The sequence below is a fragment of the Streptomyces lasalocidi genome, from assembly GCF_005280215.1.
Lineage (GTDB): Bacteria > Actinomycetota > Actinomycetes > Streptomycetales > Streptomycetaceae > Streptomyces > Streptomyces longwoodensis.
Genome location: NZ_SZNQ01000001.1, coordinates 7,254,280 through 7,269,256 on the forward strand (window position 1 = coordinate 7,254,280; position 14,977 = coordinate 7,269,256).

The window sequence follows — 14,977 nt, forward strand, 5'->3', positions numbered from 1 at the left end:
CCGCGACGGGCGGAGGCGAAGGTCGGACGATGGTCTACGGCGTGGATGCCCTGTTCACCGGAGTGCGGCGGCGCGAGCCGCGGACGCTCGCCGGCACGACCTGGCAGGCCCGCGACGACGCGCTGCTCGCGGCCGTCGCCGGCGCCTTCACCCTCGCCCAACTGCTGCTGGTGGGACCGGGACTGGGCCTCGGCTGGGACGAGACCGTATACGTCAGCCAGGTCGGCGCCCAGGCCCCGGCGTCCTCCTTCAGCGCCCCGCGCGCCCGCGGCGTGTCCCTGCTGGCCGCCCCGGTGGCGTCCTGGTCGACGTCCACCGCCCTGCTGCGGATCTACCTCGCCCTGCTGTCCGGGCTGGTCCTCTACCTGGCGCTGCGCCAGTGGCGCGGCCTCTTCCCGGCCAGCGTCCTGGCCGGCGCCGGGGCGCTGTTCGCCACCCTGTGGGTGACGCTCTTCTACGGCCCGCAGGTCATGCCGAACCTGTGGGTCGCGCTCGGCGCGCTGATCTGCGTCGGCTGCTTCCTGCGGGGGAGCGCCGACCGCTCCGACCGGGCCGCCCCGTGGGGCGTGGTGGCGGGCGCCGCGCTCATGGCGTGGATGCGGCCCACCGACGCGGTGTGGGTGGCGGCGCCCCTGCTCGTCCTCGCCGCCGTGACCCGCCGCCCGCGGCTCCTGGCCGCGCTGGTGGCGGGCCTCGCGGCGGGCGCGGCCGAGTGGGTCGTCGAGGCGTACGTCCGCTACGGCGGCCTCGCCGAGCGCCTCTCGGAGGGCTCCCGCGTCCAGGGCGGCCTGGGCTGGCACGTCGCCGTCGGCGACCAGATGCGCAGCCTCGTCGGACGCACCCTGTGCCGTCCGTGCACCGCGCCGATGCCCCACCCGGTGGTGACGCTGTGGTGGTTCGCCCTGCCGCTGCTCGCCGTGCTGGGCCTCGTCGTCGCGGTCCGCGCCGGACGCACCGCGCGCACCCTGGTGCCCCTGGCCTGCGCGGTCACGGCGGCCTTCCCGTACCTGTTCCTCATCGGGTACGCCGCGCCCCGCTTCCTGCTCCCCGCCTACGCGCTGCTGGCCCTGCCCGTCGCCGACGCGGCGCTGCACCTGGTCCGCGGGCCGCACGGCCGGTGGCGCCCGGTGGCCGTCGTGCTGGTGGCCTGCGCGCTGGCCGGGCACCTGGGCGTGCAGTACGCCGTCCTGCACCGCACCGTGGAGCGGAGCACCGCCGACCGCGTCGCCTGGGCCCGCACCGCCACCGGGCTGCACCGCCTGGGCGTCCGCCCGCCCTGCCTGCTCACCGGGGACCAGGCGATCCCCGTCGCCTACTACGCCGGCTGCGCGTCCGCCGCGACGCGGGGCCCGGACACCAGCACCACCGAGGCGGGCATCCGCGCCACCGCCGAGCGCATCCCCGTCGCCCACCTCACCGGGCCGGGCCACCCCACGCCCGCCTACGCGTACGCGTGGGACGACCACCGGATCGGCAAGGTCAGCGTCCAGGTCGCGCCGACGGCCCGTCAGGACGCATCCCGGTGACGCCCGTGACGCCGATGACGCCGTTGCCCCCGGCGGCGCCGACGACCAGGGAACTGGGCGCGCCGCCCACCCCCGTCGCCGAACAGCCCGCCCCCGCCCCCGTCCCCGCCTTACGCCGCCTCCGCTGGCACCTCGCGCTCGCGCTCGCCGTCCTGGCCGCCGTCGCCTACGTCGCCCGGCGGCACTGGCCCGTCCTGGAGAGCGGCGCCGGACGGCTCGCCGACGCCGACCACGGCTGGCTGCTGCTGGGCGCCGCGCTCACCCCGGCCACCTGGCTGTGCGCCGCCCTCGCCCAGCAGGGCGCGGTGACCCGGCCGCTGCCCCGCGCCCGGCTCCTCGCCGCCCAGTTCGCCGCCTCCGCCGCCAACCACCTGCTGCCCGCCGGGCTCGGCGCGGGCGCGGTCAACCTGCGCTTCCTGCTGCGCTGCGGCGTGCCCGCCGGGCGCTCGGCCACCGCGCTCGCCGTGAAGGGCACCGCCGCGGCCCTGGCCCGCGGCGCCCTCGTCGCCGTCCTGGCCCTCGGCTGCCCCGGGGTCCTGCGCCCGCCGGAGGTCTCCGGCACGACCCTCGCCGTGGCCGGCGGGGCGGCGCTGGTACTCACCGCGCTGCTGTGGGGCCCGCTGCGCCCGCGCTGCCGGCGGGTGGCGGCTGCGGTCCTCGGCGACATCCGTGCCGTGCACGCCCGGCCGAGCCGGGCGGCGGCCCTGTGGGGCGGCTCGCTGGCCTTCGCGGTGCTGCACGCGCTCGTGCTGGTCGCCGTCGGCCACGCCGTCGGGCTGCCGCTCGCGCCGACCCGGGTGGCCCTGCTCTACCTCGCCGCCAGCAGCGCCGCCGCCCTGCTGCCCACCCCCGGCGGCCTCGGCTCCCTCGACGCGGTGCTGGCCTTCGCCCTCACCGCGGCGGGCAGCCCCGGCGCGGCCGCCGCGTCCGCCGTCCTCGGCTACCGGCTGCTCACCGCGTGGCTGCCGCTGCTGCCCGGCCTGCTGGTGCTGGGCGCGCTGATCCGGCGCCGGGCGCTGTGAGCCGCGAGCCCCTCACGCGCGCGCTCCCGGCAAGTGCCGTGATTGGGCGGCCGCTGACGGGAAACGCGGACCAGGACGATCAGGCCCCCGGCCAGCGAAGGAGGCACCCATGGGCACCGAGCCCGGGACGATGGGCGACGACGCCTACCAGCCCACCGGAACCAACGAGGAGCAGGAGGACGCGTCCCCGCTGGACCTGCAGGACGCGGTCGACGAGCGCACCTACGACGACGCCCTCGACGAGGGCTACTCGCCGCCGGAGAAGCCGCTGGGCGTGACCAAGTACGGCACCACCGCGGCCGAGCAGCACGAGGGCGAGTCCCTCGACCAGCGCCTCGCCCAGGAGGTCCCGGACGCCACCGAGCCCCTCGGTGACGACGTGGGCGACCTGCCCGGCGGCGAGGGCGAACCCGTCGACCCCGAGGCGGGCACGCGGCGGGCCGGCCGGCTCGTGGCCCCCGACGAGGGCGCCCACACCGACGAGACCAAGGAAGAGGTCGCCCAGGACGTCGGCATCGACGCGGGCGCCGCGGGGGCCGAGGAGGCGGCGGTCCACATCGTCGACGACGCGGACCTGCCGGAGGAGCGCGAGTCGGGGAGGTACTAGGACATGCCCTAGGGGGTGTCTCGTCCCTCCGCAGGGGTGCCCCAGGGGCCGGGCGGTTTCCCGCCCGGCCCCTCGGCGCGTCGATCGGCCGTGTCCCGCGAGGCCTACGGCAGCAGCTTCTCGACCGCGTTCGGGTCCTCGGCCAGCTTGCGCCGGGCCCATTCGAGGTTGTGCGGCGTGAGGTCCCTGCCCGAGGCTATGACCACGTCCTCCGGCGACACATCGGTGCCATTGCACGTGTGCAGCAGGTTGTCCGGGGTGGCGCGGTCCTGGGAGGGCTGTGACGTCGACATATCTGGGCTCCTCGGGTCCGGATGGCGCTCGCGCCCGGTGCCGTCACCGGGCTCGCCATCGCCGTTCACCGCGGGAGCGCACCGGGCATCCGGGAAACGGCCGGAGCCGCCCGGAGCCGCTGCCTCCCCACCACCACGGTAGCCCCGCCCCCCGCGGGACGGCCTCCCGACGACCCGAGATGCCGGGCCGCACCGCCTGGCGTGCAATGGAAGGGTCGGAGATCCCGCTCCGGCGGAGAGGGCGGTGGGCCCATGAACGCCACCACCGGCGCCCCGACGGACGGGCGGGGAAAGGCGCCCAGGGGCGGACTGCGCAGGCTGGGCGAATGGTGCGCCCGGCACTTCCTCGTCGTGATCATCGCCTGGCTGGTCGCCCTGGTCGCGCTCCAGGTGCTCAGCCGCACCTGGGGCGGCACCTACTCGGACAACTTCGCCTTGTCGGGCGTGCAGTCGCAGCAGGGCCTGGACGTCCTCAAGCAGCACGACCCGCAGGCCGGCGGCTACAGCAGCCAGATCGTCCTGCGCGACGACAAGCAGTCGCTGACCGCACTGGGCTCCCAGATGTCCACCACGGTCGGCGACCTGCAGAAGCTGCCGCACGTGCTCGCCGTGCAGAACCCGCTGTCCACCCCCGCGTCCCCGGTCGGCCCGCTCTCCGGCGACGGGCGCACCGGCTACCTGACCGTCCGCTTCGACGTCCAGCCGTCCACGCTGGGCGACGGCTACCTCCACGGCGTCGACCAGGCCGTGCAGCCGCTGCGCGCGGCCGGCACCCAGGTCGAGTACGGCGGACCGCTCGGCGAACTGGCCCGGCCCGCCGCCGACGACCGGGTCAGCGAACTGATCGGCTTCGCGGTCGCGATCGTCGTGCTGCTGGTCGGCTTCGGCAGTGTCATCGCCGCCGGACTGCCCCTGCTGACCGCGCTGATCAGCGTCGTCGGCGGACTGGCCTGCCTCGGCCTGCTCGCCGCCGCCTCCACCTTCGCGACCGTCTCCCCGACCCTCGCCACCATGATCGGCCTCGGTGTCGGCATCGACTACGCCCTGTTCCTGATCACCCGGCACCGCCAGGGCCTCATCGACGGCGCCGATCCGGTGCGCTCCGCCGGGCACGCCACCGCGACCAGCGGACGCGCCGTCCTGGTCTCCGGCACCACGGTGATCATCGCCCTGGCCGGTCTGTACGCCTCCGGGGTGAGCTTCATCGGGAAACTGGGCCTGGCCGCCGCCGTCACGGTGGTCTCCGCGGTCGTCGGCGCCCTCACGCTCGTCCCGGCCCTGCTCGGCCTGATCGGGCGGCACATCGACCGCTACAAGGTGCGCCGCCCGGTCGCCGAGACCGACGCCGCGCCGGGCAGCACGCCCCACGGCACCTGGCACCGCTACGCCCAGCGCGTCGAACGCCGGCCCTGGAGCTTCCTCGCCGCCGGCGTCGCCACCATCGCGGTGCTGGCGATCCCGGTGTTCTCGATCCAGCTCGGCCACATCGGCGACGGCGCCGACCCGACGTCCTTCACCGACCGGCGGGCCTACGACCTGATGACCGACGCCTTCGGACCGGGCTCCAACGGCCCGCTCACCGTGGTCGTCGACCAGACGAAGGTGCCGTCCGACCAGCGCTCGGCCCTCGCCTCCCAGGCCCAGAAGACGCTGAGCGCCGTCCCCGGGGCGGCCACCGTCACCCAGCTCACCCCCACCAAGGACGGGGACGTGCTGATCGGCACGGTCTACTCCAAGCAGTCCCCGCAGGACGCCGCCACCACCGACCTCACCAACCGGCTCGTCGACCACACCCTGCCCGACGCGGTCTCCGGCACCGCCGCCCACGGCTACGTCACCGGCACCACCGCCGCCCAGGTCGACTTCCGCGACATCGTGGCGAGCCGGCTGCCCCTGATCATCGGCGTGGTCGTGGCCCTCGCCTTCCTGATCATCCTCGCCGTGTTCCGCGGCCTGCTCGTGGCGGTGAAGGCCGCCGTCCTCAACGTCCTGTCCATCACGGCCTCCTACGGCGTGGTGGTGGCCGTCTTCCAGTGGGGCTGGGGCGGGCCCGCGCTCGGCGTCTCGGGCAAGGTGCCCATCGAGAGCTACGTGCCGATGATGATGTTCGCGATCATCTTCGGCCTGAGCATGGACTACGAGATCTTCCTGCTCTCCCGCGTCCACGAGGCGTGGCTGCGCACCGGCGACGCCAAGGCGTCCGTGGCGCATGCCCTGGAGATCACCGCGCGGGTCATCACCTGCGCCGCCCTGATCATGGTGAGCGTGTTCGCGGCGTTCATCGTCAGCGACAACATCGTCGTGAAGATGCTGGGCCTCGGCCTCGCGGTCAGCGTCCTCATCGACGCCACCGTCGTGCGGCTGCTGATGGTGCCCGCCGTCATGACCCTGCTCGGCCCGCACGCCTGGTGGACACCCCGGTGGCTGGACCGGCTGCTGCCGCACATCGACGCCGAGGGGGAGGGCGAATCGGCCGGGGACGGGGTCAGCGGGGCTGCGGCGGGAACGGATCGAGCACGAGCATCGTGACGTCGTCGCGGACCTCCGTGGCGTACCGCAGGACGTCCGCCCACACCCGGTCCGCCGTCGCCGCCGGGTCGGGGTCCGCGAGGGCGGGCAGCCGCTCCGTCAGCGGGTAGAACACGTCCGTCGCGTCGCGTGCCTCCCACACCCCGTCCGACGCCACCACCAGCCGGTCACCGGGCCGCAGGTCCAGCGTGAACACGCCGGACCCGACCACCTCGGACAGTCCCACGCCCAGGGGCAGGCAGGGCACCGCCTCGATCTGCGTGGCGGTGCCGTCCCGCAGCAGCACCGGCGGCGGGTGCCCGCACGCCACCCCCCGCACCCGGGCCGCGTCCGGCGCGAACTCCAGCAGCACGGCCGTCGCGAACAGCTCCGCGTACGCGCTGCGCGCCGAGTCCACCACCAGCCGCCGGTCCAGGCGCGCCGCCACCGCCGCCAGGTCCGGCAGGTCGAGCACCGCCTCCCGGAACGCCCCCAGCAGCCCGGCCACCGTCGCCACCGCGGCCAGCCCGTGCCCCTGCACGTCGCCCAGCACCGCACGCACCCCGTACGGGCTCTGCCGCACGTCGAAGAAGTCGCCGCCCACCAGCGTCCCGCGCTCCGCCGCCCGGTACAGGCCCGCGCACCGCACGGGACCGACCCGCTCGGGCACCGGCGGCGCCACCGCCCGCTGCGCGGCCTCCGCGATGGTGCGCTCGGTGTCCAGCTGGACGTCCCGCCGGCTGCGCACGTACGACACGAAGACGCTCAGCAGCGCCACGAACAGCACGGTGAGCAGATCGGCCTGACCGGGCCGGTTCAGGTGGAAGACCGACGACGTCAGGATCACCAGCACGGCCGCGCCGAGTCCGGCGGTCGCCAGCGGCCCGTAGGACAGCACGGCCAGCGGGGGGATGGCGCCGAGCAGGAAACCGAGGTCCTGGGCGTCGGTGGTCAGCAGTGCCGCCACCCCCACGCCCACGGTCAGCGCGAGCGGCAGGGCCCGCACCCACAGCGGCGGCGGTGCTCCCTGCAGCCAGCCGCGCCGCTCCCCGTCCCGCGGCGGACGCACCGCCGGACCACCCACTCTGCCCACGCCCCCAGGCTCCACCACGGGCAGCCGGGCCGCATGCGGAGGGCGGGCGGGGGAGAAGGCCGCGTGGGGCGCCACGAAAGCGCCGTGCGGGAAAACCGGTGGCCGTGCTCCGCAGGTGCCCCCTAGCCTCCTCGGTGCACGCCGGACAGCGAACGGAAGGAGGCGGGCGCCATGGACCTCACCCCAACGTCGCGCTCCCTCCCCGCCGTTCCGGCGTGCCAGGTCTGACCGACCGGGAGCGCGCACCACCCGCACCTCCCGGAGGAATCCGTGACCGATCTGGTCATCCGCGCCCTCGACGAGCGCGACGCACCCCTTTTCGACACCCTGCCCGACCCCCTCGGCCAGCGCGGGGCGCACCGGCTCACCCGGCACCGGCCCGACTGGAAGCGCGTCGCCCTGCGCGCCGGCCGGGTCGTCGCCCGCGGCGCCTGGTGGGGCGGGCCCGACGACCGCAGCCCGCTCACCGTCGACTGGTTCGACGTGGCCGACGGCGAGGAGGAGGCGGGCGCCGAACTCCTGCGCACCGCGCCCTGGCGGGTCGGCCTGGAGCTGACCCTGCCGACCGGCTGGCGGGACGACCCGGTGCGGCGCGCCGCCGCCGAGGCCCGGTTCGCCGCGGCCCGCGCCGCCGGGTACGCGCTCCTCGTCGAGCGCTACCGCTACCGCTGGACCAGGGCGTGCGGCCTGCCCGAACGGCCCGGCCGACTGCGGTTCGCCCCTGAACCGGACGACGGGGTCTTCCTCGACGCCCTGCGCCGCATCCACGCCGGCACCCTCGACGCCCACGCCCGTGCGGCGATCGCCGGGGGCGGGAGCGAGCGGGCCGCCCGGGAGGAGCTGGACTTCCTCCACTGGTTCCCGTCCCCGCGCGCGTGGTGGCAGGTGGCCCGCACGCCCGACGGCGACCTGGCGGGCATCCACGTCCCCGCCCACAACCCCGACAGCCCGTGCGTCGCCTTCGTCGGGGTGCTGCCCGAACACCGCGGCCACGGCTACGGGTTCGACCTGCTGGCCGAGTGCACGCACCACCTGGCCGCCCACGGCGCCGAGTCCGTCGCCGCGGCCACGGACCAGGGCAACGCACCGATGGTGTCCCACTTCGCGCGGGCCGGTTACCCGGTCCTCGGCGAGCGGGTGCACTTCGCCGCGGCCTGACCGGCCGGTCCGGGCGGCCCCTCGTGGGCGATCGCCGCCTAGGGGGTGTCCAGCACTCCCTGGGCGGGGCCGTCCAGGACCGACTCCGACGCGGCCAGGATCTCGGTCACGCGCAGCGCGAAGGCCGCGTCGCACGGGTGGGGGCTGCCGGACGCGGCGGTGGCGAGGAGCGCGTCCGCCGCCCGGGTCAGGGCCTCGGTCGCGCCCTCGGCGGTGTCCGGCAGCCGGGTCACCCCGGACGCTCCCCGCAGCTCCACCGTGGCGCCCGCGGCGGCCGGCGGGGCGGTCAGGCTCAGCGTGGCCGTGCTGGTCGTGCCGCCCTCGTGCTCCAGGACCAGGTGGACCGTGTCGCCCGGGCCGTGCACCGCCGCCGCGATCCGGGACACGTCGCCCAGCACCGGCAGCAGCACGGACAGCGCGTGCGGGCCGACGTCCCACAGGGCGCCCTTCTCCCGCCGCCACGGCGACGCGGCGAACGGGCTGTCCCCGGTGAACACCGCGCCCAGCCACTCGGCCCGCGCGGTGAACCAGCCGCCCTCGTCCGCCTGCCGCGCGATCCACGCCTCGGTCTCCGGCTGGAACCGGGTCGTGAAGAACACCACCGACGCGACCCCCGTCGCCCGCGTCGCGTCCACCACCGCACGCCCCTGGTCAACCGTCAGCGACAGCGGCTTGTCGAGCAGCAGGTGGCACCCCGCCCGCGCGGCGCGCTCCGCGAGCGGCGCCTGGACGTCCGGGGGCAGGGCGACGGCCACCGCGTCGACGTCGGCGAACAGCGCGTCGACGTCGTCGTAGGGACGCGTGCCGTGCCGGTCGGCCAGCTCCTTCACGGCGTCGGCGCGCCGCCCCCACACACCGACGAAGTCGAGGCCGCCGTGGGCGGCGAGAACCGGGGCGTGGACCATCCGCGCCCAAGGGCCGGTGCCGAGCAGACCGATGCGCATGCCGTTGACTCTCCTCGCTGCCGTACGACAGGACGGCCGACGGACACCGGCCGCTGTGGAGCGAGCGTCGCACACCCGCCCGGGCCGACGTACGGCCACCCTGGCGACGGCGACGGCGACGGCGACGGCGACGGCGACGGGGGCGGTGACGAGACCGGTGACATTGCCGGTCCCCGCCCCCGGGTCGGCGGCCCACAGTGGCACGGCCATCCCAACGGCGGTGCTCCACCGGCCGGCCGGACGGCGGGAGCCCACCCCCACGGGACCCCGTCCGGCGTGAACGGCCCGGCGGCACGCCTCGACCGAGAGGACCACCCTCCGTGCAGCAGCACACCCGCACCGGCACTCCCCACCGCGCCCCGGTCCACCCCGGATCGACCCGGCGCGGGGCCCGGCGTCTGGCCGGCGCGGCGGTGGCGATCGCCGCCACCGTCGGCCTCACCCTCCTCGGCGGGCCCGGCGCCCACGCGGCGGACAACCCGTACGAGCGCGGCCCGGCGCCGACCACGTCCAGCATCGAGGCCCTGCGCGGCCCGTACGCCGTCTCCGAGGACTCGGTGTCCTCGCTCGCCGTGACCGGGTTCGGCGGCGGCACGATCTACTACCCGACCAGCACCAGCGACGGCACGTTCGGCGCGGTGGCCGTCTCGCCCGGCTACACCGGCACCCAGTCGTCCATCGCCTGGCTGGGTCCGCGCCTGGCCTCGCAGGGCTTCGTGGTGTTCACCATCGACACCCTCACCACGCTCGACCAGCCCGACTCCCGCGGCCGGCAGCTCCTCGCCGCGCTGGACTACCTGACCGGGCGCAGCTCCGTGCGCGGCCGGATCGACAGCTCCCGGCTCGGCGTGATGGGCCACTCGATGGGCGGCGGCGGCAGCCTCGAGGCCGCCAAGTCGCGTCCCTCGCTGCAGGCGGCCATCCCGCTGACCCCGTGGAACCTCGACAAGACCTGGCCCGAGATCACCACCCCCACCCTGATCTTCGGCGCGGACGGCGACACCATCGCCCCCGTGGCCAGCCACGCCGAGCCGTTCTACTCCACCCTGCCGTCCTCGCTGGACCGCGCCTACCTGGAGCTGAACAACGCCACGCACTTCACGCCCAACTCGTCGAACACGACGATCGCGAAGTACAGCATTTCGTGGCTGAAGCGCTTCATCGACAACGACACCCGCTACGAGCAGTTCCTCTGCCCGCTGCCCAGGCCGAGCCTGACCATCGACGAGTACCGGGGCAACTGCCCGCACACCTCCTGACCCCCCGGGGGCACCGCACAGGTGCCCCCGGCCAGGCACCCTCCAGCGGCGGACGCGCGATCGGGCGCGTCCGCCGCGCCGTGTCCGCGCGGCTGTGCCGGCGCACCGCGGCGGGGGTCCGGCGTTGGGCGACGGCACAGTCCGCGGCACGGGACGGCCCGCCAACTCCCAGCTCGGGCCCGGGACCCGCGGGGGACCGGCACGGACGGAAGGCTTCCGGTCCACGTCACGCGCTCGTAACGTCACGGGGATGACCGGACAGACGACCGTGCGTCACACAGCTCCGCCGGACGTGCGCCGCGACCGGCCGACCGCCGTCCCGGAGCGGACCGGGGCGCCCGTGGCCGAGGGGGAGGCGCGGCTCGTGACCGGTGAACCCGGGTGCGGCCGCAGCCGGTTCCTGGACCGGGCCGCCCGCGCCTTCACGGCCGGACCCGTGGTGCACGTCCGCGCCGACCCGGACTCCGCCACCGTGCCGCACGCCGGACTGCGCGCCCTGCTGCGGCTGTCGGCCGAGCCGCGCGCCCATCGGCCCGCCGTACCGCCCCCCGACGGGCTCGACGGGCTCGACGGGCTCGACGGGCTGGACGGTCTCGACGGGCCGTCGGCCGACGCGGCCCTGCGGTCCGCCCTGCGCGCCGCCTGCGCCGACGGCCCGCTGCTGGTGTGCGTCGACGACGCGCACCTGTGGGACCCCGCGTCCCGGGCCGCGCTCGGCCGCCTGGGCCGGGACCCGCGCGCCGCCGGCGCCGTCAGCCTGCTGCTCACCGCACCCGGACACCGCCCGGTCGACCCGGAGTTCGCCGGGATCCCGCCGCTGCGCCTCGACCCGCTGACGGCCGCCGCGTCGGCCGCGCTGCTGGACGAGGAGTCCGGCGGGAGCGTCGACCGTGGCGTCCGCGACGACCTCGTGGCCGAGGCGGAGGGCAACCCCGCCCTGCTGCTCGCCCTGCTCCGCTCGCTCACCCCCGCCCAGCTGCGCGGGCGTGCCCCGCTGCCCCGGCCGCTGGCCGACGACGAGATCCTGACCGGGCTGGTCGGCGGCTGCCTGAGCGCCCTCACCGCCGAGGAGGACCAGGTCCTGCTCACGGCCGCGGCCGCCGTACGCGAGGCCGAGGACGGCTCCGCGGCCGTGGCACCCGTACGGCGGGCCCTCGCCCGGCTCACCGGCGGGGCTCCCGCCGCCCGCCTCGACCCGCCCCCGGAGCTGCTCGCCCTGAGCGACGGACGGCTCCGGTTCCGCAGCGCGCTGGTGCGCAGGGCGCTGTACGCGCGCGCGGGGGAGCGTGAACGGCGGGCCGCGCACCGGGCGCTGGCCGCGCAGGAAGCGGGCCTGCCCGGCCTGCTGCACCGGGCCTGGGCGGTACCGGCCGACGCGACCACGGCGGCCGACGGCGCCGCCGCTGCCCTGGCGACCGGGCTGGCAGCGGCCGCCGCCGACCCGGCCGTCCCGGCGTCGCCCCGGCTGCGGTGCGCCGCGCTCGCCCGGGCCGCCGACCTCACCGGCGACGGCCGGGACCGGGCCCGCCACCGCCTGGCCGCCGCGCAGCAGGCGCTGCTCGCCGGGCAGCCGCACCGGGCCCTGCGCCTGCTGGACGCGGTACGGACCGGCGCCCCGGGCGCGGAGCTGCGGGGGCGGGCCGAACTCCTGCGCGGCGCGGCCCTGTTGCGCGACGGGCCGGTCGACGAGGCCCGGGCCACCCTGCTGCTGGCCAAGAGCCTGCTGGCCGCGCACGCCCCGGCCGCGGCCCTGGCCGCCACCCTCGGCGCCGCCGACGCGGCCTGGGCGGCGGGCGACGTACCGGGCTGTCTGGAAGCACTGGCGGAGGGACGCGGGAAGCAGGGCCGGGACGGACTCAGCGGGACCCCCGCCGGCCCCGGCGCGGATGCCCCCGCCGGTCCCGGCGCCGGATCCGCGGGCCCCGCCGCCTCCCTCCCCTCCGGCGACGACGTCCTGCGTGAACACCGGCGGGGCATGCTCGCCCTGCTCGAAAGACGGTTCGAGGCGGCCGTACGGTCGTTGCGGCGGGTCGTGGACGGTGCGGCGCCCGGCGACCGGGTCGAGACGCTGCTGCGGGCGGCCGCCGCGGCGCTGCTCATGGGCGACCTCGTCGGTGCCCGCGGGGCGGCCACCGCGGCCCTGGTCGCCGCGCGGACGCAGGGCGAGGCGGCGGCGCTGGGCCCGGCGCTGGAGTACCTGGCGTACACCGAACTGCGCGCCGGACGGCACGGGCTGGCCCGTACGCACGCCGAGGAGGGGCTGCGGGCCGCGCACCGGGCCGGGCAGCGCAACACGGCCGCCCACCACCACGCGGCGCAGGCGCTGGCCGCGTCGATCGACGGCGACGCGGACGCGGTTGCCCGGCACGTGCGCCACGCCCAGGAGATCTCCCTGCGGCACGGCCTCGTCCAGGCCGCCACGCTGGCCGAGTGGGCGCTGGCCCGCGTCGACCTGGGGGAGGGCCGGCCGGCCGAGGCCGCCGACCGGCTGGGCCCGCTGGTGCGTCCGGGACCCGGGCGCGGGCACTTCGCGGTGTGGATGCTGGCGGTGCCGTGCTTCGTGGAGGCGGCCGCACGGGCCGGGCGCGGCGGCAGCGCGGGCCCGGTCGTGGAGGAGTTCGCCGAGTGGGCCCGGTTCGGCGCGGACCCCCAGGCCCCGGCCCAGTTGCTGCGCTGCCGCGCCCTGCTGGCCCCGCCGGACCGCGCCGACGGGCTCTACGAGAGCGCCCTCGCCCTGCACGAGACGGCGGGCGGCGACTTCGAGCGGGCCCGGACCGAGTTCCTGTACGGGCAGTGGCTGCGCCGTCGGCGGCGGCTGCGGGAGGCGCGCGACCGCCTGGGCGCGGCGCTCGTCGGCTTCGAGCGCTGCGGCGCGCGGGCCTGGGCCGCACAGGCCAGGGCGGAGCTGCGCGCGAACGGGGCGTCCGCGGGCGGCGCGCGCGCCGGGGACCTGTCCGCGCTCACTCCGCAACAATTGCGCATCGTCCACCACGTGGCCGGCGGGGCCACCAACCGGGAGATCGCCCAGGCCCTCACCGTGAGCACCCGCACCGTCGACTACCACCTGCGGAAGGTGTTCGCCGCGCTGGGCGTGCGCTCCCGCGTCGAACTGGCACGGCTGGTCGAACAGACCGAAAAGACCCCCGCACACCCCTAGGGACCGACCGGACGGTATGTCATCCTGCGGGGCAGGACGACGCAGGCGATCCCCGGGGAGGACAGCCATGCAGTACGCCGTACGGCCACGCGCCGCCGTGCGCCCCGCCCCATTCGTGCCGGCCGTGCGGCCGCGCCCGCGGCGGGGCCGCTCGCTGATCGACGCGGACGCCCTGGACGTCCTGCACCGCGCGGCCCGGGTCCTGCTGGACGACCTGGCCGACCTCACCGACCGGCTGGTGGTGGCGTTGCAGGAGCAGGAGCCGGCCTACCGGGCCACCGTCGACCACGACAGCGGCGCCACCTGGCAGGAGGTGCACCGCTCGCTGCGGCACAGCGTGGCCTCGCTGCTCGACCCGCGCGCCAGCCGCGAGGCGGCCCGCCGCTGCTCGTGGAAGATCGGCGCGACCCGGGCCGAGCAGGGCCTGCCGCTGGACGCCCTGCTGCACGCCTTCCGGCTCGGCGGCTCGATGGTCTGGCAGGCGCTGGTCGAGGAGACCTCCCGCACCGCCCCGGAGGACGTACGGCTCCTCGTGCACGTGGCCGCCGACGTGTGGAACTTCGTCGACGAGCACTGCACGCTCGTGGCCGACGCCTACCGGCAGACCGAGCGCCGCCTGGCCTGGCGGCGGGAGAACCGGCTGCGGATGCTGGCCGGCGCCCTCCTCGACGGCAGCAGCCGCATCGCCGACCTGCCGGAGACCGCCCAGGCGCTCGAACTGCCCGAGCAGGGACGGTACGTCGTGGTCGCCGTGGCCGCGGCCGGTCCGGCGGACGGCGCCGCCGCGCGGGCCGCGGTCGCCCGGGACGCCCGGGTGCACTGGCACACCGGGGTCGACGTGGACCACGGCATCGTGCTGCTGGGGGACGACGACGACCCGGAGCGCTGCCTGCCCGGCGCCGACGACCCGGTGCCGGGCGCACGGGTCGGCATCGGCACGGCCGTCGCGGGCCTCGCGGCCGTCGGCGACGCGCGCCGGCTCGCGGACACGGCGCTGCGGATGTGCCCGCCGTCCGGCGGCACGGTCCGGCTCACCGAGCACCTGCCCGCCGCCCTCGTCATGGCGGCACCCGAACTCGGGCAGGCCCTCGCCGACCGGGTCCTCGGACCGCTCGCGCCCCTGGAACCGGCGGACGCCGAGGTGCTGCTCGAGACGCTGGAGGCGTGGCTGGAGTGCGACGGCTCCGCCCAGCGCGCGGGCGAACGGCTCTACTGCCACCGCAACACCGTCCTGAACCGCCTGCGCCGCTACGAGCAGCTCACGGGCCGCTCCCTGACCCGCCCCGCCGACATGGTCGAGATCAGCCTCGCGCTGACGGCCCGGCGCCTGCGCGCCCGGTGAACCGGCGGGTGCCGACGGGCGCCCGCACCCGGTGAGCCACACCCGGGGCCGGGGGCGCCGACCGGCGC

The 14,977-nt window shown here is 76.9% G+C and carries 11 protein-coding genes; 8 read left to right on the forward strand and 3 right to left on the reverse strand.

Translation table 11 applies throughout. From position 1 onward, the window contains the following. The first annotated feature begins 29 nt into the window (after window positions 1-29). The 3 genes from E4U91_RS32815 (at window position 30) to E4U91_RS32825 (ending at window position 3,155) form a co-directional block, all read left to right on the forward strand. Window positions 30-1,526: a hypothetical protein gene (locus E4U91_RS32815; RefSeq protein WP_137310174.1), complete on the forward strand. Its 1,497-nt coding sequence runs from the start codon at window positions 30-32 to the stop codon at window positions 1,524-1,526. Next, window positions 1,523-2,548, forward strand: a complete 1,026-nt coding sequence (locus tag E4U91_RS32820) for a lysylphosphatidylglycerol synthase transmembrane domain-containing protein (RefSeq protein ID WP_241678763.1) — start codon at window positions 1,523-1,525, stop codon at window positions 2,546-2,548. Before E4U91_RS32815 ends, E4U91_RS32820 begins: the two co-directional genes overlap by 4 nt. A gap of 109 nt (window positions 2,549-2,657) precedes the next feature. Then, window positions 2,658-3,155: a DUF5709 domain-containing protein gene (locus E4U91_RS32825; protein ID WP_137310175.1), complete on the forward strand. Its 498-nt coding sequence runs from the start codon at window positions 2,658-2,660 to the stop codon at window positions 3,153-3,155. A 104-nt stretch (window positions 3,156-3,259) separates the two neighbouring features. On the opposite strand, the gene E4U91_RS32830 is transcribed toward E4U91_RS32825, so the two are convergent. Further along, window positions 3,260-3,448, reverse strand: a complete 189-nt coding sequence (locus tag E4U91_RS32830) for a hypothetical protein (protein ID WP_137310176.1) — start codon at window positions 3,446-3,448, stop codon at window positions 3,260-3,262. 252 nt (window positions 3,449-3,700) lie between these two features. Between E4U91_RS32830 and E4U91_RS32835 the strand changes: the two genes are divergently transcribed. Beyond that, on the forward strand, window positions 3,701-5,977 hold the full coding sequence (locus tag E4U91_RS32835) for an MMPL family transporter (protein WP_137310177.1): 2,277 nt from the start codon (window positions 3,701-3,703) through the stop codon (window positions 5,975-5,977). On the opposite strand, the gene E4U91_RS32840 is transcribed toward E4U91_RS32835, so the two are convergent. Next, the gene (locus E4U91_RS32840) at window positions 5,934-7,049 is read right to left on the reverse strand and encodes a PP2C family protein-serine/threonine phosphatase (protein WP_137310178.1); all 1,116 of its coding nucleotides are present in this window, start codon (window positions 7,047-7,049) and stop codon (window positions 5,934-5,936) included. The two genes, E4U91_RS32835 and E4U91_RS32840, sit on opposite strands and share 44 nt — an antisense overlap. A 270-nt stretch (window positions 7,050-7,319) precedes the next feature. On the opposite strand from E4U91_RS32840, the gene E4U91_RS32845 reads away from it, so the two are divergent. Further along, window positions 7,320-8,207 carry a GNAT family N-acetyltransferase gene (locus E4U91_RS32845; RefSeq protein ID WP_137310179.1) on the forward strand — a complete coding sequence of 296 codons (888 nt, stop codon included), beginning with the start codon at window positions 7,320-7,322 and terminating at the stop codon, window positions 8,205-8,207. A gap of 38 nt (window positions 8,208-8,245) precedes the next feature. Here the strand turns inward: E4U91_RS32845 and E4U91_RS32850 are convergent, their stop codons facing one another. After that, the gene (locus E4U91_RS32850) at window positions 8,246-9,151 is read right to left on the reverse strand and encodes a Gfo/Idh/MocA family protein (RefSeq protein ID WP_137310180.1); all 906 of its coding nucleotides are present in this window, start codon (window positions 9,149-9,151) and stop codon (window positions 8,246-8,248) included. 320 nt (window positions 9,152-9,471) lie between these two features. Between E4U91_RS32850 and bdeA the strand changes: the two genes are divergently transcribed. The 3 genes from bdeA (at window position 9,472) to E4U91_RS32865 (ending at window position 14,909) form a co-directional block, all read left to right on the forward strand. Continuing rightward, window positions 9,472-10,410: a bis(hydroxyethyl) terephthalate hydrolase gene (gene bdeA / locus E4U91_RS32855; RefSeq protein WP_137310181.1), complete on the forward strand. Its 939-nt coding sequence runs from the start codon at window positions 9,472-9,474 to the stop codon at window positions 10,408-10,410. Between the two features lie 250 nt (window positions 10,411-10,660). Further along, window positions 10,661-13,567, forward strand: a complete 2,907-nt coding sequence (locus E4U91_RS32860; RefSeq protein WP_137310182.1) for a helix-turn-helix transcriptional regulator — start codon at window positions 10,661-10,663, stop codon at window positions 13,565-13,567. A 67-nt stretch (window positions 13,568-13,634) separates the two neighbouring features. After that, complete coding sequence (locus E4U91_RS32865; RefSeq protein WP_137310183.1) at window positions 13,635-14,909, forward strand: PucR family transcriptional regulator; 1,275 nt, start codon at window positions 13,635-13,637, stop codon at window positions 14,907-14,909. The last annotated feature ends 68 nt before the right edge of the window (window positions 14,910-14,977 follow it).